20 protein-coding genes are annotated in these 18,911 nt (G+C 64.6%); 9 read left to right on the top strand and 11 right to left on the bottom strand.

Translation table 11 applies throughout. The features are described 5' to 3' along the window. The first annotated feature begins 110 nt into the window (after positions 1-110). From AC2FM3_RS03630 to AC2FM3_RS03605, 6 genes are all read left to right on the top strand, one after another. Positions 111-1,073: a cupin domain-containing protein gene (locus tag AC2FM3_RS03630; protein ID WP_496679110.1), complete on the top strand. Its 963-nt coding sequence runs from the start codon at positions 111-113 to the stop codon at positions 1,071-1,073. 16 nt (positions 1,074-1,089) lie between these two features. Then, positions 1,090-2,214: a cobalamin-independent methionine synthase II family protein gene (locus AC2FM3_RS03625; protein ID WP_496679108.1), complete on the top strand. Its 1,125-nt coding sequence runs from the start codon at positions 1,090-1,092 to the stop codon at positions 2,212-2,214. Then, positions 2,211-2,903 (top strand): alpha/beta fold hydrolase, encoded by a 693-nt coding sequence (locus AC2FM3_RS03620; RefSeq protein ID WP_496679107.1) that lies wholly within the window; start codon positions 2,211-2,213, stop codon positions 2,901-2,903. Before AC2FM3_RS03625 ends, AC2FM3_RS03620 begins: the two co-directional genes overlap by 4 nt. Then, complete coding sequence (locus tag AC2FM3_RS03615; RefSeq protein ID WP_496679106.1) at positions 2,903-3,598, top strand: RraA family protein; 696 nt, start codon at positions 2,903-2,905, stop codon at positions 3,596-3,598. Before AC2FM3_RS03620 ends, AC2FM3_RS03615 begins: the two co-directional genes overlap by 1 nt. Before the next feature lie 210 nt (positions 3,599-3,808). Beyond that, positions 3,809-5,182, top strand: a complete 1,374-nt coding sequence (locus AC2FM3_RS03610; protein WP_496679105.1) for a bifunctional enoyl-CoA hydratase/phosphate acetyltransferase — start codon at positions 3,809-3,811, stop codon at positions 5,180-5,182. Further along, positions 5,179-6,399, top strand: a complete 1,221-nt coding sequence (locus AC2FM3_RS03605; RefSeq protein ID WP_496679104.1) for an acetate/propionate family kinase — start codon at positions 5,179-5,181, stop codon at positions 6,397-6,399. The genes AC2FM3_RS03610 and AC2FM3_RS03605 overlap by 4 nt, the downstream gene beginning before the upstream one ends. A gap of 230 nt (positions 6,400-6,629) precedes the next feature. Here the strand turns inward: AC2FM3_RS03605 and gph are convergent, their stop codons facing one another. Continuing rightward, positions 6,630-7,289 (bottom strand): phosphoglycolate phosphatase, encoded by a 660-nt coding sequence (gph, locus tag AC2FM3_RS03600; RefSeq protein WP_496679103.1) that lies wholly within the window; start codon positions 7,287-7,289, stop codon positions 6,630-6,632. Positions 7,290-7,498: 209 nt separating this feature from the next. Between gph and hemP the strand changes: the two genes are divergently transcribed. Together hemP and AC2FM3_RS03590 are read left to right on the top strand one after the other, a co-directional pair. Then, positions 7,499-7,666, top strand: a complete 168-nt coding sequence (gene hemP / locus AC2FM3_RS03595) for a hemin uptake protein HemP (RefSeq protein WP_005978533.1) — start codon at positions 7,499-7,501, stop codon at positions 7,664-7,666. Next, the gene (locus AC2FM3_RS03590; RefSeq protein ID WP_496679102.1) at positions 7,663-8,139 is read left to right on the top strand and encodes a hypothetical protein; all 477 of its coding nucleotides are present in this window, start codon (positions 7,663-7,665) and stop codon (positions 8,137-8,139) included. Before hemP ends, AC2FM3_RS03590 begins: the two co-directional genes overlap by 4 nt. Before the next feature lie 42 nt (positions 8,140-8,181). Here AC2FM3_RS03590 and AC2FM3_RS03585 read toward each other — a convergent pair whose 3' ends face one another. The 6 genes from AC2FM3_RS03585 to AC2FM3_RS03560 form a co-directional block, all read right to left on the bottom strand. After that, complete coding sequence (locus tag AC2FM3_RS03585) at positions 8,182-11,247, bottom strand: aminotransferase class III-fold pyridoxal phosphate-dependent enzyme (protein WP_496679101.1); 3,066 nt, start codon at positions 11,245-11,247, stop codon at positions 8,182-8,184. Positions 11,248-11,351: 104 nt separating this feature from the next. Continuing rightward, a complete protein-coding gene (locus tag AC2FM3_RS03580; RefSeq protein ID WP_496679099.1) occupies positions 11,352-12,224 on the bottom strand; it encodes an NAD(P)-dependent oxidoreductase in 873 nt (290 codons plus the stop codon). A gap of 133 nt (positions 12,225-12,357) precedes the next feature. Then, a complete protein-coding gene (locus tag AC2FM3_RS03575) occupies positions 12,358-13,116 on the bottom strand; it encodes an SDR family NAD(P)-dependent oxidoreductase (protein ID WP_496679098.1) in 759 nt (252 codons plus the stop codon). Continuing rightward, positions 13,113-14,045, bottom strand: coding sequence for an SDR family oxidoreductase (locus tag AC2FM3_RS03570; RefSeq protein ID WP_496679097.1), 933 nt, complete (start codon positions 14,043-14,045; stop codon positions 13,113-13,115). Before AC2FM3_RS03570 ends, AC2FM3_RS03575 begins: the two co-directional genes overlap by 4 nt. After that, on the bottom strand, positions 14,042-14,944 hold the full coding sequence (locus AC2FM3_RS03565) for a bile acid:sodium symporter family protein (RefSeq protein ID WP_496679096.1): 903 nt from the start codon (positions 14,942-14,944) through the stop codon (positions 14,042-14,044). The genes AC2FM3_RS03570 and AC2FM3_RS03565 overlap by 4 nt, the downstream gene beginning before the upstream one ends. Beyond that, complete coding sequence (locus AC2FM3_RS03560) at positions 14,941-16,257, bottom strand: flavin-containing monooxygenase (RefSeq protein ID WP_496679095.1); 1,317 nt, start codon at positions 16,255-16,257, stop codon at positions 14,941-14,943. Before AC2FM3_RS03560 ends, AC2FM3_RS03565 begins: the two co-directional genes overlap by 4 nt. A 64-nt stretch (positions 16,258-16,321) precedes the next feature. On the opposite strand from AC2FM3_RS03560, the gene AC2FM3_RS03555 reads away from it, so the two are divergent. After that, on the top strand, positions 16,322-16,990 hold the full coding sequence (locus tag AC2FM3_RS03555; protein WP_496679094.1) for a TetR/AcrR family transcriptional regulator: 669 nt from the start codon (positions 16,322-16,324) through the stop codon (positions 16,988-16,990). A gap of 6 nt (positions 16,991-16,996) precedes the next feature. Here the strand turns inward: AC2FM3_RS03555 and AC2FM3_RS03550 are convergent, their stop codons facing one another. From AC2FM3_RS03550 to AC2FM3_RS03535, 4 genes are all read right to left on the bottom strand, one after another. Then, a complete protein-coding gene (locus AC2FM3_RS03550) occupies positions 16,997-17,833 on the bottom strand; it encodes a PhzF family phenazine biosynthesis protein (protein WP_496679093.1) in 837 nt (278 codons plus the stop codon). A 53-nt stretch (positions 17,834-17,886) separates the two neighbouring features. Further along, a complete protein-coding gene (locus AC2FM3_RS03545) occupies positions 17,887-18,114 on the bottom strand; it encodes an alpha/beta fold hydrolase (protein ID WP_496679092.1) in 228 nt (75 codons plus the stop codon). A gap of 9 nt (positions 18,115-18,123) precedes the next feature. Next, positions 18,124-18,261, bottom strand: a complete 138-nt coding sequence (locus AC2FM3_RS03540) for a hypothetical protein (protein WP_496679091.1) — start codon at positions 18,259-18,261, stop codon at positions 18,124-18,126. Positions 18,262-18,518: 257 nt separating this feature from the next. Continuing rightward, complete coding sequence (locus tag AC2FM3_RS03535; RefSeq protein ID WP_496679089.1) at positions 18,519-18,866, bottom strand: alpha/beta fold hydrolase; 348 nt, start codon at positions 18,864-18,866, stop codon at positions 18,519-18,521. Positions 18,867-18,911 lie beyond the last annotated feature (45 nt).

Here is an 18,911-nt window from a genome sequence, read left to right as displayed (position 1 = left end):
GGCGGTTCCATGCCCATCGCGCCTCGCTGCGGGCGCGGCGTCTGAACCTGCGACCACCGGGTTGAACGGGGTCTCTTCCCATCGTTCAACCCAATCACAGGAGCCCAAAAATGACCCAGCTTGAAACCCGCATCGTCCGCTATGGCGAACTAAAGCCCTGCAAAACCGCCTTCATCGACGCCCACACGCCCGGCTCGGATCAGAAGGAAAATTTCACCATCATCGGCGGCGGCGTCTCGGAAAGCCCCGATCAGCATGTCCACATCCGCGACACGCCCGGCTTCAACATCGGCGCCGCGGGCCAGCCGCCCAAATGCCGCAACTCGCTGCACAGCCATACCACCGCCGAGGTGTTCTTTGTCCTCAAGGGGCGGTGGCGCTTCTTCTGGGGCCGCTGGGGTGACGCCGGCGAAGTCGTGCTGGAGGAAGGCGACATCTTCAACATTCCCACCGGTATCTTCCGCGGCTTTGAAAATATCGGCACAGATTACGGGATGATCATGGCCATCCTGGGGGGCGATGATGCCGGCGGCGGGGTGACCTGGGCGCCGCAGGTCATTCAGGATGCCTCGGCCCATGGTCTGGTGCTGGGCGAAAACGGGGTGCTGTACGACACCAAGAAGGGCGAAAACCTGCCCGACGGTGTCGAACCCATGCCTTTGTTGACCGAGGAGCAACTCAAGGCCTTCCCCGAGGTTCCGGTGCAGAGCGTGGTGCGCGACTATGTGGCCCGCTACTGGGACCTGATGGCGCTGGCCGCCAAGGCACCGGCCAGGGTGATCGGCCCCGATGCCTTACTGAAGGACCGCCCCGGTTTCGAGGTCGAATTCCTGACCCGTGGTTCGTTGGGGGCAGGGAAGGTCACGCCCGAGAAGCACACCGTGCTGATGCCCGTGCGCGGCCACTGGCTGCTGTGCACCGACCAGGCCGAGGCGATCCTGAACCCCGGCGACACCTGCCTGCTGAACCCAGGCGAGGCCTATACGCTCGAGCCTTCGATGACCGGCGAGGCCAGCCTGTATCGCATCGTGGCCACCGATGATCCGGCCGGCGCAACCTGGACCGGCCAGTAACGAAAGGAGAGCCCGCATGACACGGATACTGACAACCCATGTGGGCTCGTTGCCCCGCACGCAGGAGGTGGTGGATTTCATCTTCGCCCGCGAACGGGGCGAACCCTATGATGCCGCCGCCTTCGATGCCTGCATGACCCGGGCCGTTTCCGAAACGGTGCGCAAGCAGGTCGAGGCGGGGGTAGATATCGTCAGCGACGGCGAGACCTCCAAGATCTCGTACGCGACCTATGTCAAGGATCGCTACACCGGCTTTTCCGGGGACAGCCCGCGTAACGCGCCCGCCGACCTGAAGATGTTCCCCAGCTTTCTGCAACGGCTGGCGGATGAGGGCGGCACCCCGCAATACGCCCGTCCGCAATGCACGGGCGAGGTGCGGTCCAAGGGGCAGGATGAGCTGAACAAGGACATCGCCAACCTGAAATCGGCCATGGCGCAGCACGGGGTCGAGCGTGGGTTCATGAACGCAGCCTCGCCGGGCGTGATCTCGCTGTTCCTGCAGAACGCGCATTACCCCGCGCGCGAGGCATATCTGGCCGCGCTGGCCGATGCGATGAAGGACGAATACGAAACCATCGTGGCCGCCGGGCTAGATCTGCAGCTCGATTGCCCCGACCTGGCCCTGTCGCGCCACATGCTGTTCACCGACCTGTCGGATGATGAGTTCGTCAAGGTCGCCAACCTGCATGTCGAAGCGCTAAACCACGCCCTGCAGAACGTACCACAGGACCGCGTGCGCGTGCATATCTGCTGGGGCAACTACGAAGGCCCGCATTGCTGCGACATCGCCATGGACAAGGTGTTCTCGACGCTGATGGCGACCAGGTCACGCTATGTCCTGTTCGAAACCTCGAACCCGCGCCACGCCCATGAATGGACCGTGTTCCGTGACCGCAGGGCCGAGATCCCCGACGACAAGATCCTGGTGCCGGGGGTCGTGGACACCACCACCAATTTTGTCGAACACCCCGAACTGGTCGCGCAGCGGATCCGCCGCTTCACCGAGATCGTGGGCGCCGACCGCGTGATCGCCGGCAGCGATTGCGGGTTCGGCACCTTCGCCGGGTTCGGGGCCGTCGATCCGCAGATCGCCTATGCCAAACTGGCCGCCCTGGCCGAGGGGGCGGCGCTGGTCAAATGACCCCGCTGGTTTTGCTGCCCGGCATGATGTGCGACGCGCGCCTGTTCGCCCCACAGATCGCGGCGCTGTCGGGCACAACCCCGCTGATCAGCGTGCCGCTGACGGACCATGACAGTGTTGAGGCGCTGGCCGCCGATGTGCTGGCCTGCGCCCCCGGCCGGTTTGCGCTGGCCGGCCTGTCCATGGGCGGCATCGTCGCGATGGAGGTCCTGCGTCAGGCGCCGGACCGGGTCGCGCGGTTGGCGCTGCTCGACACCAACCCGCTGGCCGAACGGCCCGAAGTCAAGGCCCGTCGCATCCCCCAGATGGCGGCGGTCGAACGGGGCGAGCTGTGGCGCGTGATGCGCGACGAGATGAAGCCGAACTATTTGGCCGATGGCCCGCGTCAGGGCGCGATTCTCGATCTGTGCATGGCAATGGCCATGGATCTTGGCCCGGGCGTCTTTCTGCGCCAGTCCCGCGCCCTGATGGATCGCCCGGATCAGACCGAGACGCTGCGGTCTTTCGCAGGACCCTCGCTGGTTCTGTGCGGGCGGCAGGACGGGTTATGCCCGGTCGAGCGGCACGAGCTGATGCACGGTCTGCTGCCCAACGGCACGCTGTCGGTGATCGAGGGCGCGGGGCATCTGCCGACGCTCGAGCAACCCGACGAAACAACGGCGGCCCTGCGCCGCTGGCTGGAGGAATGATGACACCGTCCCTTTTGACCCTGCTGCGCCAGGTCGACACCCCCACCGTCTGCAACGCGATCGAGTTCGCACAGGGCAAGCGCGGCTTTGACGGGTTCACGCGCGGCACCATGGTGTGTTCGGCCCCGACCGAGCCGCCGGTCGTGGGCTTTGCCCGCACCGCAAAAATCGCCGCGGTGCATCCGCCGACCGAGGCGCCCGAGGTCATCCGCCAGCGCCGGATGGCCTATTATGAGTACATGGCAGCGGCCCCGTCGCCTGCGGTCGCGGTGATCGAAGACCTCGACTTTCCCGATTGCATCGGCGCCTATTGGGGCGAGATCAACACCACGGTCCACAAAGGGTTCGGCCTGTCAGGAGCGTTGACCAACGGCGTTATGCGCGATCTGGGTGACTTGCCGGCGGGCTTTCCAGTGATTGCGGGATCGATTGGCCCCAGCCATGGCTTTGTCCACGTCCGCGAGATCGACACGCCGGTTTCCATTTTCGGCCTGACGGTCCGGCCCGGCGACTTGGTGCATGCGGATCGTCACGGCGCGGTGGTCGTGCCCGCCGAAGTCATCGACCGGCTGGAGGACGCCGTCGGGCGCTTGATTCAAACCGAACGCATCATTCTGGATGCAGCCTGCCAACCGGGCTTCGATTTCGAAGCCTTTCAGCAGGCGTGGGCCGCGTTCGAAAAGTCGCGGGTCTGAAACCAACCGCCCGCGGCGGACCATGGCCCGCCGGGTTCTGCCGATATTCTGACGGTTTGCCGGAAGACGACGCGCGTCGGGCGGTGTAGATCGGGAAAGGTTGGACTTTTCCACCGCATTCCCTCAGGGTCCGGTCGGAAACACCGCGGGCGCCGTTGACGGCGGCTTACACCGCATTTCACACCGGACCGGCGCAGCAGAGAGCATCAGATGCGATACGACACCAAGCCCTATGACCAGATCCAGGTCGGAGAGACCGCCGAACTCGAACGCGTGTGCAGCGATGACGATCTGTTGGCTTTTGCCGCGGCCTGCGGCGATCACGGCGCGTTGCATTCCGCCTTGCCCGAAAGCGGCAAGCTGGTTGCGTCTCCGGCCTTTGTCGGCGGGCTGGTTTCGGCGGTCGTGGGCAATCTTTTGCCCGGCTTGGGTGCGGTTCAGAAATCCTGCACCTTCGACCTGGCGACGCCCGCCGCCGCAGGAGACGCGTTGCTGGCCCGAGCGACCGTGGCCGAAAAGCGCCCGAACCGCGAGGTGCTGCTGGAGGTCGCCGTGACTCGTCCGAGCGATGGCGCCTTGATCCTGTCAGGCCAGGTCGTGGCGGTCGCGCCGGACCGCCCCGTGCCGGTCGACGGGATCGAAACGCCAAGAGTTGTCGTTCTGCGTCACCGTCACTTCGATGCGTTGGTGCAGAAATCCCGGCCGCTCGACCCCATTCCGACGGCGGTTGCCGCCCCCGAGGACGCCAATTCGTTGGGCGGGGCCATGCTGGCGGCGCGCGAAACGATCATCCATCCCATTCTGGTCGGCGACCCGGCCAAGATCCGTGCGGCCGCGCAAGAGCTTGGCGTCACGCTGAACGGCGTCGAGATCGTCGAGGCCGCCTCGCATGCCCATGCGGCCAGCCTGGCTGTTGACCTGGTGGCGGATGGCCGCGCCCGGGCGCTGATGAAAGGTCATCTTCATACCGACGATCTGTTGAGGGCGGCCCTTCGGCGCGAGCGCGGCCTGCGGGCTGGAAGGCGCTTCACGCATGTCTTCGTCATGGATGTGCCCGGCCAGCCGCACCCGATCCTGATCACCGATGCGGCGATCAACATCGCGCCGGATCTGGAGACCAAAGTGGACATCACCCAGAACGCAATCGACCTTGCCAGGTCGCTGGGCTTCGCGACGCCCAAGGTGGCCGTGCTTTCGGCGGTCGAGACGGTGAATCCTGCGATTCCGTCCTCGGTCGACGCGGCGCTGCTGTCGAAGATGGCGGACCGCGGGCAGATCACGGGTGGTCTGGTCGAGGGGCCGTTGGCCATGGACAACGCCGTCAGCCTGGACGCGGCCCGCACCAAGGGCATCATGTCGCCGGTGGCCGGGCAGGCCGAGATCCTGGTCGTGCCCAATCTAGATGCGGGGAACATGCTGGCCAAGCAACTGGCCTATGTCGCCAACGGAAAGGCTGCCGGGGTCGTTTTGGGTGCCCGGGTGCCGATCATTCTCAACAGCAGGTCCGACGACGACAAGGCCCGTTTGGCATCATGCGCCATCGCCGCCCTGCATGCGGCCCGGACCGGAGGCGTTGTCACATGAGCCATGTGGTCACCCTGAACGCCGGCTCGTCTTCGCTGAAATTCAGCCTGTTCACGCTGCACAAGGATGACCCGGTGGCGATCTGCACCGGCGCGGTCGACCGCATCGGAAGCCCCGAGGCGACCATCGCAGCCAAGACATCGGATGGCCGGGTCCTCGGAGGCGACGAGGTCGGGCCCATCGCGGATCACATGGCGGCGATGAACCGGGTTCTGGATCTGTTGACCCAATGGTTTCCAAAGGCCGAAATCGTGGCCGTCGGGCATCGTATCGTCCATGGCGGACCAAAGCATGATCGCCCAATTCAGCTGACACCAGACAGCCTGCGCGCGCTGGAAGATCTGGCGCCCTTCGCGCCGCTGCATCAACCCTACAACCTGCAAGGGGTGCGCGCCGCGATCGAGCGTTTTCCCCAGGCAGTTCAGGTCGCCTGTTTCGACACGGCTTTTCACCGCCACCATCCGTGGGTGAACGATACCTTTGCACTGCCGACCGAATATTACGACATGGGCGTGCGGCGCTATGGGTTCCACGGGCTCAGCTATGAATACATCGCGGACCATCTGGCCAAGACCGCGCCTCTTTTGCATGGTGGGCGGGTGATCGTGGCCCATCTGGGCAATGGCGCGTCGATGTGCGGCTTGATCCATGGGCGTTCGGTGGGGTCCAGCATGGGCTTTACGGCTCTGGACGGCCTGCCCATGGGGACCCGCTGCGGCCAGCTTGACCCGGGCGTTGTGCTGTATCTGATGCAGCAGAAAGGCATGACTGCGGACGAAATCACCGAGTTGCTGTATTGCAAGTCGGGTCTGCTTGGCCTGTCCGGCCTGTCCAACGACATGCGCACCCTCGAGCAGGCGGATACCGGGGCCGCGCGCCGCGCCATCAGCTATTTCAACTTTCGCGCCCGGCGCGAGATGGGTGCCCTGGCAGCCGTTCTGGGCGGGCTGGATGCGGTAGTGTTCACCGGCGGGATCGGCGAAAATTCGGCGCTGGTCCGTGAACGCATCTGCGCCAATATGGGCTGGCTGGGAATCGAACTGGACCATGACGCCAATACCGAGCATGCGCGGATAATCTCGACGCCCTTGTCGCGGGTTCAGGTCATGGTGATTCCCACCAACGAAGAATTGGTGATCGCCCGTGCGGCCGCGCGGTTCGTCTATCCCCACATGTACGAGGCACTTCTGGACAAAGCGGCGGCCCGGACGGCCTGAACCGATGCGTCAGACGCAGCCAAAATTCCTTGGAGCGTCAAAAAAATGTCGGGACTACGGGAAACCCCCAATTTCGGCGGGGCTGCGCCCGGGCTAGTTTCTGATTAACCAAGGTTGAACTTGGCCTACCACTTTCCCCGCGAGGGGCTGGCTACCTACCCCCTCGGCCGGCCCCTCGAAATTCTTGACGATCGCGATCTGATTGTGCCCCAGGGTTGGGCTTGTTCGGACTACGCCGTGAGTTGCGACTGGATCAGTTGGGGCAGGTCGAGAAATTCGTCAAACGTGGAATGATGCGGGATCCGAGCGACTGGCGATTTCCGGTAGCCGCGGGAAAACAGCAGAAACGGCACGTTTGCCCTCTGCGCGGTTTCCGCATCAACCTCGCTGTCGCCGACGAATATTCTGACCGGATGCTGGCCCAAAGCGTCGAATGCGGCGTTCAGATGATCGGGGTCGGGCTTGCGCACGGGCAAGCTGTCACCGCCGATCACCGCGTCGAAGTAGGGCTCCAGATTCAGCGCCTGCAGAATGTGTCGTGCCGGTGCCTCGGGCTTGTTGGTGCACAGACCCAAGGACATGCCCGCCTGCCGTAGGGCTTCCAACGCCTCTTGCACCCCTGGATAGGAACGCGTCCGTGCGCTGGACGCGTTTGTATAGTGGCGCAGGGTCGCCTGGGTCAGTTTACCGTGCCTGTTCATGTCCATGTCGCAATGGACCATCACCCGCTCTACCAGCTTGGGCAGGCCATTGCCGACGAATCCTCGGATCGTTTCTTCGGGCAGGGGCGCAAGGCCCTGATCGGCCAGCATCCGGTTTGCCGCCGCCGCGATGTCGGCCAGGCTGTCCACCAGCGTGCCGTCCAGATCAAACACGATTGCCGCCGTCATCCTTGTCCCTTCCGTCGGTCATCCGCCCCGGCCTAGCGGGCCTGCCGATGGGGCGCAACGGTTCGGTTGAAAAACCGGCTCTTGACATACCTTAGTATTTTTATCAGATTAAGAGCGTAAACGCATAGCCAACCCGGCGCCGGGCCAGCCAAATCCATGAAAACCGAACGGAAAAGGCGCTTTGCCTGAACACAACCGGAGATGACCCGATGAACGCGCAGAACCCGAATCCGACCCAAGCCTATGCCGTTTCGATGCTGCCGGCCCACAAGGCCGAGGATCTGACCCAGGGCGGCAACCTGGCCCATATCGAGCTGGGCGACCAACTTTACACCCTGCGCATCACCCGCGCGGGCAAATTGATCTTGACGAAATGAGCGGCGCATCCACCCGGGGCGGCGCCCCGGTCGGGCGGCTGGCGGATCTGACACCGATCGAGGCTGGCGCCGTCATGTATCTGCGGATGTGGAGTGACGGTGCCGCCGGCCGTGCCGACGCGGCGCATGATTTCGACATCGCGCTGGGCGCCGATCATGGGCAGCTGGCTATGCTGGCGCTGGATCGTCTGTGCAGCCTGTGCGCCCATCACGGCCGCCGCCCACTGATCCGGCACGAGTTGGGTTGCGCCCGTCTAGGCGCGGACGAAAGCTGTTTCGCGCAGATGATCGCCGCGGCTTCGGAAGGGGCGCGCGAGGATGCTATGATGCTGGCGGCCTTGATCGTACGCCCCGACTTCGCACCCGCGCTGGCGTCGCTGTCCGAACAGTTCGGGCTGGCTCTGCGGCGTATGACTGCGGACTTCCCGCTACCGTCCACCGGCCATCAGATCCCCTCGGCCGTGCTGCATTGACAGCGCGGTCAACTGCCTGGCCGAATCCGGCCGGGGCGTATCTTAGCAGCAGCCGCACCCTTCATGGTGATGGGTGTGGTTACAAACCGGGGCAGGGGCATAGTCGCCCACCTCGGCCAACACAGACCGCAGCGCCCACAGGATCATGTCCACATCCTCGGCCTCGATGGTCAGAGGCGGGCGGATCTTCAGAATGTTGTCCTTCGGCCCCTCGCTGCCGATCAGGATGCGGTGGTCCCGCATGCGGTTCTTGACGTATCGGCAGATCTCGGTGCCTTCCGAGCCGTCGGGGTTGATCAGTTCGACCCCAAGAAACAGGCCCATGCCCCGCACGTCGCCTACGCAAGCGAACTCGACCTCGATCGCGCGCAGACCATCCATCAGCCGTGCGCCCATCACGCGGGCATTCTCCTGCAGGCCCTCGTCATCGACGATGTCCAGCACCTCTTTGCCGATCCGGCAGGACAGGGTCGAGCCGCCGAAGGTTGAGAAGAACTCGATCCCGTTGTCGAAACTGTCGGCGATCTCGCGCGTGGTGACCAGCACGCCCAGAGGGTGGCCGTTGCCGATGGGCTTGCCCAGAACCACGATATCTGGTGACGCGCCCTGATGCTCGAAGCCGAAGTAGTACTCGCCCAACCGGCCCAGGCCCGTCTGCACCTCGTCGGCGATGCAGACGCCGCCGGCGGTGCGGATTTTTTCGTAAACCGCGGGAAGATAGCCCTTGGGTGGTATGATCTGCCCCCCGACCGAGGGGAAGGTCTCGGCGATGAACCCGGCCACCCCGTGCCCCTTGCGCTGAAGGGCGGCAATCGCGTCGTCCACAAGGTCGGCATATTTGCGCGCGCGGTCGGGGTCGTCGCGTTTGAACCGGCCGCGATAATCGTCGGCCACCTCGACCAGTTCGACCCAATCGGCCTGACCCACGCCGCCGGGCTTGTTGAACTTGTAGGCCGAAATGGCCACCGCCGCATTGGTGTTGCCGTGATAGCCGTGATCGGGCGTCACCATGCCCTTGGCCCCGCTATGCGCCCGGGCAAGGCGCAGGGCCAGCTCGTTGGCCTCGGTGCCCGAATTGACGAAGAAGCACACCTGCAGGTGGTCGGGCAGCTTCGACAGCAGCTTGTCGGCAAATTCCACCTGCGCCGGATGCAGATAGCGGGTGTTTGAATTCATTCGCTTCAGTTGATCCGCCGCTACGGTCTGAATGCGCGGATGCGCGTGCCCCACATGCGGCACGTTGTTGTAGGCATCCAGATAGGGCCGCCCCCATTCGTCGAATAGATGATGTTTCCAGCCGCGCACCAGCATCACTGGGTCGTCATAAGTCAGACTCAGGTTGCCCCCAAAATTCGCCCGCCGTTTGTTCAGGATCTCGGCCTTGTCGGTCGGGTGATAATATACCTTCTCGTCCGGCAGGTTCAGCAGGGCCGCCGGGTTCGGGCAGACCGCATGCCACATGTCCAGCTCGTCCGGGTCAGCGACACCGGGCCAGTCGGCCTGCATGCCGGCCGTGGTCAGGGCCAGCTGGAAATGCACATGCGGCGCCCAGCCGCCGTTCTGGCCAGCATCGCCCAGCCGCGCGAACGCCGCCCCCTGCGCCACCGGATCGCCGGGTTTCAAGCGGTCACAGACCTCGGGATCCAGATGTCCATATAGCGTATAGAACGCGTCACCCTCGGGGGTTTCGTGATGCAGGATCACCATGCCGCCATAGTCCAGATGGTTCGCCCGGTTCTCGACCGCCTCGACCCGACCGCTCAGCGGCGCCAGCAAAGGCCTCCCCGCGGGAGCAAACACATCCACCGCCAGATGTACCGTGCGCCGGTCCGACGCCTTCCACGGACCCTTGCGGAACGTCGGCTCGGCATAGATCAGGCGCGGCTCGTTGTAATAGCCCAGCCACAACCCATCGCCGAATTCCGCGCCCACCCGCGCGGCCTCGTCCAGCGGCATGTGAAACGGGTTCTGCGGCCAGGTCGAGTTTTCGACCGACAGCGAACCCATCGGAACGTCCGACAGATCCTGTCCCAACAGCTGCGCAAACTGACCACGATGTTCGGACAGGTACGCGTGAATGCGCTCGGCCCCGTCGGTGACGGGCAGCCCGCAGGCCGCGCGCAGCCGCGCCGGCATCAGCTCGCCATTGACCGAACCACCCTCGAGGAACCGCCAGGCCGGCGCCTGGCTGATGGTCACATACGGGTCGTCCGGGTTTTCAGCGGCCATCAGCGTGGAATTGACGACCGACACGGCCAGCCGCATCCGCAGCAGAGGCCAGATCAGGTCCACTTCCTGCGGGCGCAGTAGGTTTGCGGCGTGATAGCCCCGCACCAGCGCGGCCAGTGCCCGTTCGGGGTGCGGGTGATCCAGCACCACATACGCCCCGGCGATCGCCAGTTCGCACACCCGCGGCGCGGCGCACATGTCGCCCAGATCGATCAGGCCCGAAACCTGCCGGCGCTCCGACAGCTCTCCTTCGACCAAGATGTTGTAGTCATTCACGTCATTGTGGAGGGCTTGCCGGGGCAGCGTCGCCAGCATGTTTGAGACGGCATCGAACTGTGTACAAATCTCGCGCAGAAGGGCTGCACGATCCGGGTCGGCAACCGCATCTAATTTGTCAGCAATCCAGCCAGCCTGGGTCAGGTCCCATTTGAAATCCGGCCGCTCCAGGCCGGGATGCGAAAACCGCTCCAGCGCCCGATCGGTCGCCCCCAATACCCGGCCCAGTTTCAGGATCAGGTCCTCGGTTTTCGGCGCCGCCTTGGCATAGCACCGGCCCGGCAGCCGCTCCAACAGCCACGCCAGCCGAGGCCGTCCCGCGTCGTCGTCGATCTGCGGCAACAAGCTACCGTCCAGACCGGGGATCACCTTGGGAAACGGTAGCCCGGGGGCCTCGGCCGCGATATGCTCCAACGCCGTGATCTGTAGATCCACCAGCTGCGGGTCGCATTCGGCCCGCATGACCTTCAGAACATAGTCCTGCCCATTGGTGGCCTGAACTAGGAAATTCAGGTCATACTCGCCATCCAGCCGCGAGAGCCGGGCGTCCAGCCCCCAGACCCGCCGCAGCGCGACCGCCCAAAAAGCACTGACATCATTCATTCGAAATTCCGCCCCGCGCCCGCCGGAGCCCTTTTCATCTGGCCAATAATATCCTCGGGGGGAATCGCGCCTTGGCGCGATGGGGGGCAGACAGCCCCCCCGCGTTACCCCATGGCCCGCAGGCGCTTGATCAACGACGAGGTGTCCCAGCGGCTACCGCCCATCTTCTGCACATCCTTGTAGAACTGATCGACCAGCGCAGTCACCGGCAGCGATGCCCCGGTCTCGTCCGCCGTGTCCAGGCAGATGCCAAGGTCCTTGCGCATCCAGTCCACCGCAAAGCCGTGGTCGAAATGGTCGTCCAGCATGGTCTCGTATCGGTTCGACATCTGCCAGCTTCCGGCGGCACCCTGGCTGATCACCTCAACCACCGCGCGCCCGTCCAGCCCGGCCTTCTCGGCGAAATGCAGCGCTTCGCTCAGGCCCTGCACCAGCCCTGCGATGGCGATCTGGTTGCACATCTTGGTCATCTGGCCCGCGCCGCTGTCCCCGATACGGCGGCAGATCTTCGCATAGACCTGCATCACCGGCTCGGCCCGGTCATAGGCTGCCTGATCGCCGCCGCACATGATCGACAGAACCCCATTCTCGGCCCCGGCCTGGCCGCCCGAGATCGGCGCATCGACAAAGGAGATACCGCGCGCCTTGGCCGCGGCGTACAGCTCGCGTGTGACCTTGGCCGAAACGGTGGTGTGGTCAACGAAAACCGAGCCTTCCGCCATGCCTTCGAACGCGCCGTCCTCGCCGGTGCAGACCATGCGCAGATCGTCGTCGTTGCCGACGCAGGCCATCACGAACTCGGCCCCTTCGGCGGCATCGCGCGGCGTGGTCGCCATCTGGCCACCATGCTGCGACACCCACTGCTCCGCCTTGGCCGCGGTGCGGTTGTAGACGGTCACTTCATGCCCGGCCGCCTGCAGATGCCCGGCCATCGGATAGCCCATGACGCCTAGGCCAAGGAATGCAACTTTTGCCATTTTCGAGATCCTCCCTGTGACCGGTCCGGGGCAGAAAACGCCCGCTGGCCGGATTGTTCGTCAAAGACAAAGCAAAGCCGCGCCCAAAGGGCAACCCCGCACCGGGAAACAGGCCGCAAATAATGGCCGCGCGTCACGCGCCGTTGATATTGCGCTCCATCAGGCGCTGGTACAGGCGTGGGGCCAGCCGGTTCAGCCACCAGGCCAGCCTCGCCACCCGTCCCACCGGGATGACGGGCCGCCCGCGATCCAGCCCTTGCAGGATCACGCGAGCGGCCGCCTCGGGGGTCATCTCGTCCATGCCGTCGCTGGCCGATCCGGGGCGTGCGGTGCCGTCCGGCTGCCGCTCGGCCCGGCCCGGGTTGGTCGCCACGAATGAGGGCGCCGCGATATGCACCCGCACGCCATGGGGCCGTTCTTCGGATCGCAGCGATTTGAAGAAACCTTCCAGCGCGTGTTTCGAGGCCGCATAAGCCGTGCGGTGATACAGCGGCGCAAACCCCGCCACCGACGAGATTGCAAGATGCGCCCCGCGCGACTGGCGCAGCGCCGGTAGAAAGGAGCGGGCCATCGAGACGGCTGCGAAATAGTTGATCTCGAACACCTTGCGGTGGCTGGTATCGTCGGACTGATCGAACCCGCAGATCTGAGTGATCCCGGCGTTATAGACGACCAGATCGATGCTGTCGCAGTGCGCAAGCGTATCGTTCACGGCGCGCGCCAACTGGGCCGGATCGGTAAGATCACAGGTAATCGCCATCTGCGTGGCGGTGTCCTGCACCCCATCCACCTTCAGGTCCAACAAGACCACACGCCATCCACGCTCTTGCAGCGCGGCCGAGAGCGCCTGACCCAGGCCGCCGGCCCCGCCCGAGATCACTGCGGTTTTCATAGGCCCACACTCCTTTTCCAAAGGTCGAACACCTCGGCGCTGGTCTTCTGCGGGACATAGCCGAACACGGTTTTCAGCGCCGTATTGTCCAGAACCGGTCGGTATTGCAGGAACCGCACCTGTTCGGGCCCGTAACGCGACAGGCGCAGGGGGCGGGCCACGGCCAGCGCCGCCTTCAGCGCCCAGGCCGGCAGGCGCAGCACAGATTTGTCCAGCGCGCGGGCCAGATCGTCGACACTCAGCGCGCCGTCCCCGGCGACGTTGTACACTCCCGGCGGCCCGTCGGTGGCCGCGCGTTTCAGGATGCGGGCCAGATCGTGGGTCCAGATGAACACGAAGGGGCTGTCGCTACCCGCCACCGCCAGCAGGCGGGATTTGCGGAACAGGGCAGTGATCTGGTTGTCGGTGTCGTCGCCCAGCACCGTGCCCACCCGTAGCACTACCTGCTCCAGCTGCGGCGCGGCGGTTCGGGCCTCGGCCAGCAATTCTTCGACCTGCCGCTTGTGGTCGGAATAGGGAAACTCGGGGTTGCCGCGCACCGGATCGGTTTCGCGCAGCGGCACCGGGTTGTCCGCGTGATAGCCATAGGCCGCACCCGAGGAGGTGACGACCAGCCGCCGCACGCCATGGGCCAGCGCGGCATCGATCACCTTGCGCGTGCCGCCCACATCCACCGCATGGGCCTCGGCCCGCGACATCCCCGGCGGAGGTGTGACGACCGAGGCCAGATGCACGATCACCTCGGGCTTCACCTTGGCGATCACCCGCGCGGGGTCGCCCGTGGTGACATCCATGCGCAGAAACGGAACCTCGTCCGGCAGCGTGTCGGGGCGGCGCAGGTCGGTGGCAAACACCTCATGGTCGCTCAGCTCGTCCATCAGGGCGCGGCCAACCAGCCCCGCGGCGCCGGTGATCAGGATGCGGGTCATCGGGCGGCCTCGGTCCGGGCCATCAGTTGCGCCAGCGCCAGCCCCGAGATGGCATGCCAGATTCCCCAGAAGGCGGCCACCACGGCCATGCCGCCCAACCCGTTGAAAAAGGCGAAGATCAGCACCAGCCCAAGGCCCGAATTCTGGATGCCGGTCTCGATCGTGATTGCACGCCGGTCATAGGGGGACAGCCGGGTCAGAGTGGCCACGACCCAACCGCCCCCCAGTGCCAGTGCGTTGTGAGCGATCACAAGCCCGGCGACCGCCCCCGCGTAGCCCAGGAAGAAACTCCAGTTGGCCGCCAGGGCGAGTACGATGAAGGCCACGAAAATGGCCATGGACAGGATCTGCAGCGGCCCGCGCAGCCGCGCCGTCAGGGCGGGGCGCTTCTGGTTCAGGGTCACGCCCAGAACCAGCGGCAAGATCAGCATCAGCCCGACAATGATGGCGATCTGCACCGGGTCGATCTGGGTCTGCTGCAGAATGGCGCGGGTCGGCGGGTACAGCCCGCCCCACAGCGCGATGTTGAACGGGGTCATCACGATGGCCCCGATGGTGGCGAAGGCGGTCATCGACACCGACAGCGCAGCGTTCCCGCCCGCCCGATGGGTGATGAAATTCGAGATATTGCCCCCCGGACAGGCCGCCACCAGGATCAGCCCCAATGCGATCGAGGGGCGCGGCTCGGTCAGCCAGACCAACAGGAAGGTCAGCGCCGGCAGTACCAGGAATTGCGAGGCCAGCCCCACCACCACCGGCTTGGGCGCGCGCCGCAGCCGGTCGAAGTCGCGTGGTGACAGGTCGATGGCGATCGAGAACATCACGATCGCCAAAATCGCGTTCAGCAGGGTCAGCGAGCCGGGGCTGAAATTAAGCGTAATCTCGTCGATGCCGGTCATGCGCGGGCTTTCCGGAACCGCGCGATCCAGTCTGTCACCGCCTTGCGATAGGTCGCCTTGTCCACGTAATAGGCCATTCGGGGCAGGTTCAGGTACTGCATGCCTCCGGTGGCGCGCTTATAGTCTTTTTGTTTTTCCGCCTTCAGCGCCGCGGCCACGGGGCAGCCGGATTGAAGACCCTTGATATAGCGCGCCACCATTTCGGCCTGCTCATGGCGTCCTTGCCAGCCCAGCCCGGTGGCTTCGATCATGCCCAGAACGAACAGATCGTCGCGTTCGGGATGCATGGCGTTCAGATACAAATGTGGCGCGTCGCCCTGCCAGTTCAGCAGGTTCGGGTCAATGAACGGATAGTGCAGCTTGTACCCGGTCGCGGCCAGAATCATGTCATAGTCGCTGGCGCTGCCGTCCTTGAAGTGGACCGTGCGCCCCTCGATCCGGTCGATATCGGGGCGAATGCGCAGGTCGCCGTGGCCTGCGTGGTAAAGGACCAGCGAATTCACCACAGGGTGGCTTTCGTAGAGTTTGTAGTCAGGCTTGGGAAAGCCGTATTTCTGCGGGTCGCCCACGAACCAGCGCAGGATCATCCCGTCGATCCGGCGCTTCAGCCACATGGGCAGGCGGATCATCCCGCCCAGCGTGTCGGCGGGTTTGCCAAAGACGTATTTCGGCACGAAATAATATCCCCGCCGCATCGACAAATCGCACCGCGTGGCGTGATGGATGGCGTCCACCGCAATGTCGCACCCGGAATTGCCCGCACCCACGACCAGCACCCGCTTGCCGTGAAACTGGCTGGGATAGCGGTACTGCGCGGCGTGGATCAACTCGCCGTCAAACCTGCCGGGAAAATCGGGCATGTTGGGCTCGGACAAGGTGCCATTGGCGATCAGCACACCGGCAAATTCGGCTCTATGAGTCCCTTGGCTGTCCCGCCAGGTTAGCCGCCAGCCATCGCCCGGCGCACCCAGGGGCGATGCTTCGATCACCTCGGCATTGAACCTGTAGTGATCACGCAGGCCGAAATAATCGGCAAAGGCCCGGAAATAATCGCGCATCTGCCGGTGCGACGGGTATTCGGCCACGTCGTCACCCATCGGAAAATCGGCAAATTCGGTCATCGACTTGGACGAGATCAGATGCGCGGATTCGTACATGGTCGACCGTGGCGCATCGATATCCCACAGCCCGCCCACATCGGAATGCAACTCGAATCCCTGGAACGGGATGCCCTGTTCCTTCAGCACCTTGGCGGCCGCCAGTCCCATCGGACCTGCGCCGATCAAGGCATAAGCCTTGCGCGCCTGTATCATGAACCCTCCCCTGCTCGTGGCGCTTAACTTGAACGATCGTCCAAAATAAGGCAAGATGAAAAACATGAGCGCGAAATACATTGAAAAACAAAGGCAAAGGGCGCCGTCGGCCCGGTCGCTGGAAACCAAGGCGCGGATTTTGGACGCGGCTGAGGCGCTGTTTGCCGAGCGGGGATTCGAGGGCGCCTCGATCCGCGACATCGCCACGCGCGCCGGAGTACAGGTGGGTCTGGTCCACCACCATGGCGGCGGCAAGGAAGAGCTGTTCTTCCAGACCGTCGCGCGCCGCGCTGACGAGCTTGCGCAGATCCGGATGCAGGCGCTGGAGGATCGGCGCGCGCAAGGCCCGCTGACCCTACGGGTTATTCTGGACTGTTTCATCCGCCCCTATGTCAGCCTTGCGGAAACGGGCGGCCCGGGCTGGATGGCCTATGGGCGGCTAGTGGCGCATGTGTCGGTCGATCCGCGCTGGCGCCATATCGCGGCCGAGTGTTTCGACCCCACCGCTGAGCTATTCATCCGCGAAATCGCCGCGCTGTATCCGCAGGCCGACCGGGCGCTGTTGGCTACGGGCCAAGTCTATACGGTTTCAGCGATGCTGGCGCATCTCAACAGCGCCTGGCGGGTGCAGGCGCTGTCACAGGGGGGCGATCTGTCCGGGATCGACCAACTGGTCGAGTTCTGCGCTGCGGGGATCGAGGCAATGGTACACTCGGGCCGCGCACGGCCCTGACCCGGCTCAGTCGATGGCGCGGGTGGTTCCCGAGACGCGCACGCCGTCGCCCTTCGCGGCGCCGATCTGAACGCGCAGAAGGGATCGCGCGCCCATATCCTCGCCTTGCACGATGTCGATTTCGCCGCCATGCGGCCAATCCAGGTCGCGCAGATACCCGGCCAGTGCGGCAGCCGCGGCGCCGGTGGCGGGGTCTTCCAGCACCCCGCCGCTGGCAAAGGCGTTGCGGCTGTGAAACAGCCGGGGCGTTTCGGCCCAGATCAGGTTGATCGTGGTGAACCCTTGAGCCTGCATGAACTCGGCCCCGGTTGGCAGGTCATAAGTCATCTGAGCCAGACGATCGCGGGACGTCAGCGCCAGGATAAGGTGGTCGTTGCCTGCATTGGCGATGGCGGGCGCCAGATCGGTGCTCAGGTCATTGGGCGCAAGCCCGAATAGGGTCAGTGCCTGCGCCAGAACATCGTCAGTCACCGCGCGGCTGTGGGTCGGCGGCGACACCAGCGTGGCCGCGACCCTGTCGCCGTCACGCCGACATTCGACCGTGATCTGCGCGTCGTTCAGCTGCAGCGCGTATTCTCCATCGCCGAACCGCTGCGCCAGCTGCGCCCCCAGCGCGATGGTGGCATGGCCGCAAAAGGCGACCTCGCCCACCGGTGCGAAATAGCGCACCCGCCAGCCCGCGCCCTGCGGCGCGGCAAAGGCGGTTTCGGAATAGCCGACAACGGCGGCGATCTTCTGCATTTCGGCATCCGAGGGCAGGGTATCCGCGATCAGAACCCCGGCCGGGTTGCCCCCGGCGGGGCCATTGGAAAAGGCGGCGATACGGTCAACATGCGAGGTCATGGGTCAGTCCTCCGGTATAGGGGGCCCCCGGACAGCCCCGGGGGGCAGGGGGGTCAGTTGATGCGGGCCAGGAAGTCCTGCATCTCGGCGGCGATCTCGGGGCCGAATTCCTCGAGCGCGAAATGCCCGGTGTCGCGGATGTGGAACTCCAGATCGGTCAGGTCGTTTTTGTAGGGATGCGCGCCCGCTTCGGGGAAGATCACGTCATTCTTGCCCCACATCAGCAGCGCGGGTGGCTGGTATTCGCGGAACAGCGCCTGCCATTTGGGGTATTCGCCCACATTGGTGCCCTAATCCAGAAACATCTCCAACTGCACTTCCTGATTGCCGGGACGGTCCAGCAGGTACTGGACGTGCCAGAAATTGTCCGGGCTGATCGCGTCGGGGTTCTGGGTGCCGTGGGTGAACTGCCACTGGGTGGAATCCATGGTCGGAAGGCGCGCAGGGCATCGCCGTTTTCCTTGGACGGATCGGCCCAATAGGCCTTGATCGGGTCCCAGAACTCGCGCAGGCCCTCGTCATAGGCATTGCCGTTTTGGATGATGAAGCCGGTCACGCGGTCGGGAGCCTCGGGGAACATCCGGAATCCCACCGGCGCGCCGTAGTCCATCAGGGAGACGGCACAGCGATCGACGCCCTTCGCATCCAGCAGCTCGGCCATCATGTGCGCGGTTCCGGCAAAGCTTTAGTCATATGTATCCGCCGGGGGCATATCGGACGCGCTAAAACCGGGATAGTCGGGCGCGATCACATGGTCATCCTGCGCGATCACAGGGATCAGGTAACGGAACATGTGCGACGAGGGCGGAAAGCCGTGCAACAGCAGAACCGTCGGGTTGGCCGGGTCGCCGGCCTTGCGATAGGTGATCTTCATGCCGTCGATAGTCTGCGCGCGGAACTGGGTCTGGAACGGGTCGGGCTCGGCGGCGCGCACGGCTTCGGGCGAGAGGTAGAACCCGACGGTCACGACCGAGACGGCAAAGACCGATCCGGCGATCAGGGTGGCAAGTGTGTTAGTAATCGCGCGTAGCATGGCATTGATACTCCTGTTGCTGGCTTATTCGGGGTCTTGGGGTTT

This window comes from Ruegeria sp. BHSB172 (genome assembly GCF_059613165.1).
The sequence above is the reverse complement of the archived record's forward strand: the minus strand, read 5'-3'. Positions and strand labels throughout refer to the sequence as shown.

Coding starts and splice junctions, on each gene's coding strand:
- AC2FM3_RS03630 (WP_496679110.1), top strand. CDS start 111: ATGACCCAGCTTGAAACCCGCATCGTCCGCTATGGCGAACTAAAGCCC.
- AC2FM3_RS03625 (WP_496679108.1), top strand. CDS start 1,090: ATGACACGGATACTGACAACCCATGTGGGCTCGTTGCCCCGCACGCAG.
- AC2FM3_RS03620 (WP_496679107.1), top strand. CDS start 2,211: ATGACCCCGCTGGTTTTGCTGCCCGGCATGATGTGCGACGCGCGCCTG.
- AC2FM3_RS03615 (WP_496679106.1), top strand. CDS start 2,903: ATGACACCGTCCCTTTTGACCCTGCTGCGCCAGGTCGACACCCCCACC.
- AC2FM3_RS03610 (WP_496679105.1), top strand. CDS start 3,809: ATGCGATACGACACCAAGCCCTATGACCAGATCCAGGTCGGAGAGACC.
- AC2FM3_RS03605 (WP_496679104.1), top strand. CDS start 5,179: ATGAGCCATGTGGTCACCCTGAACGCCGGCTCGTCTTCGCTGAAATTC.
- gph (WP_496679103.1), bottom strand. CDS start 7,289: ATGACGGCGGCAATCGTGTTTGATCTGGACGGCACGCTGGTGGACAGC.
- hemP (WP_005978533.1), top strand. CDS start 7,499: ATGAACGCGCAGAACCCGAATCCGACCCAAGCCTATGCCGTTTCGATG.
- AC2FM3_RS03590 (WP_496679102.1), top strand. CDS start 7,663: ATGAGCGGCGCATCCACCCGGGGCGGCGCCCCGGTCGGGCGGCTGGCG.
- AC2FM3_RS03585 (WP_496679101.1), bottom strand. CDS start 11,247: ATGAATGATGTCAGTGCTTTTTGGGCGGTCGCGCTGCGGCGGGTCTGG.
- AC2FM3_RS03580 (WP_496679099.1), bottom strand. CDS start 12,224: ATGGCAAAAGTTGCATTCCTTGGCCTAGGCGTCATGGGCTATCCGATG.
- AC2FM3_RS03575 (WP_496679098.1), bottom strand. CDS start 13,116: ATGAAAACCGCAGTGATCTCGGGCGGGGCCGGCGGCCTGGGTCAGGCG.
- AC2FM3_RS03570 (WP_496679097.1), bottom strand. CDS start 14,045: ATGACCCGCATCCTGATCACCGGCGCCGCGGGGCTGGTTGGCCGCGCC.
- AC2FM3_RS03565 (WP_496679096.1), bottom strand. CDS start 14,944: ATGACCGGCATCGACGAGATTACGCTTAATTTCAGCCCCGGCTCGCTG.
- AC2FM3_RS03560 (WP_496679095.1), bottom strand. CDS start 16,257: ATGATACAGGCGCGCAAGGCTTATGCCTTGATCGGCGCAGGTCCGATG.
- AC2FM3_RS03555 (WP_496679094.1), top strand. CDS start 16,322: ATGAGCGCGAAATACATTGAAAAACAAAGGCAAAGGGCGCCGTCGGCC.
- AC2FM3_RS03550 (WP_496679093.1), bottom strand. CDS start 17,833: ATGACCTCGCATGTTGACCGTATCGCCGCCTTTTCCAATGGCCCCGCC.
- AC2FM3_RS03540 (WP_496679091.1), bottom strand. CDS start 18,261: ATGGATTCCACCCAGTGGCAGTTCACCCACGGCACCCAGAACCCCGAC.
- AC2FM3_RS03535 (WP_496679089.1), bottom strand. CDS start 18,866: ATGCTACGCGCGATTACTAACACACTTGCCACCCTGATCGCCGGATCG.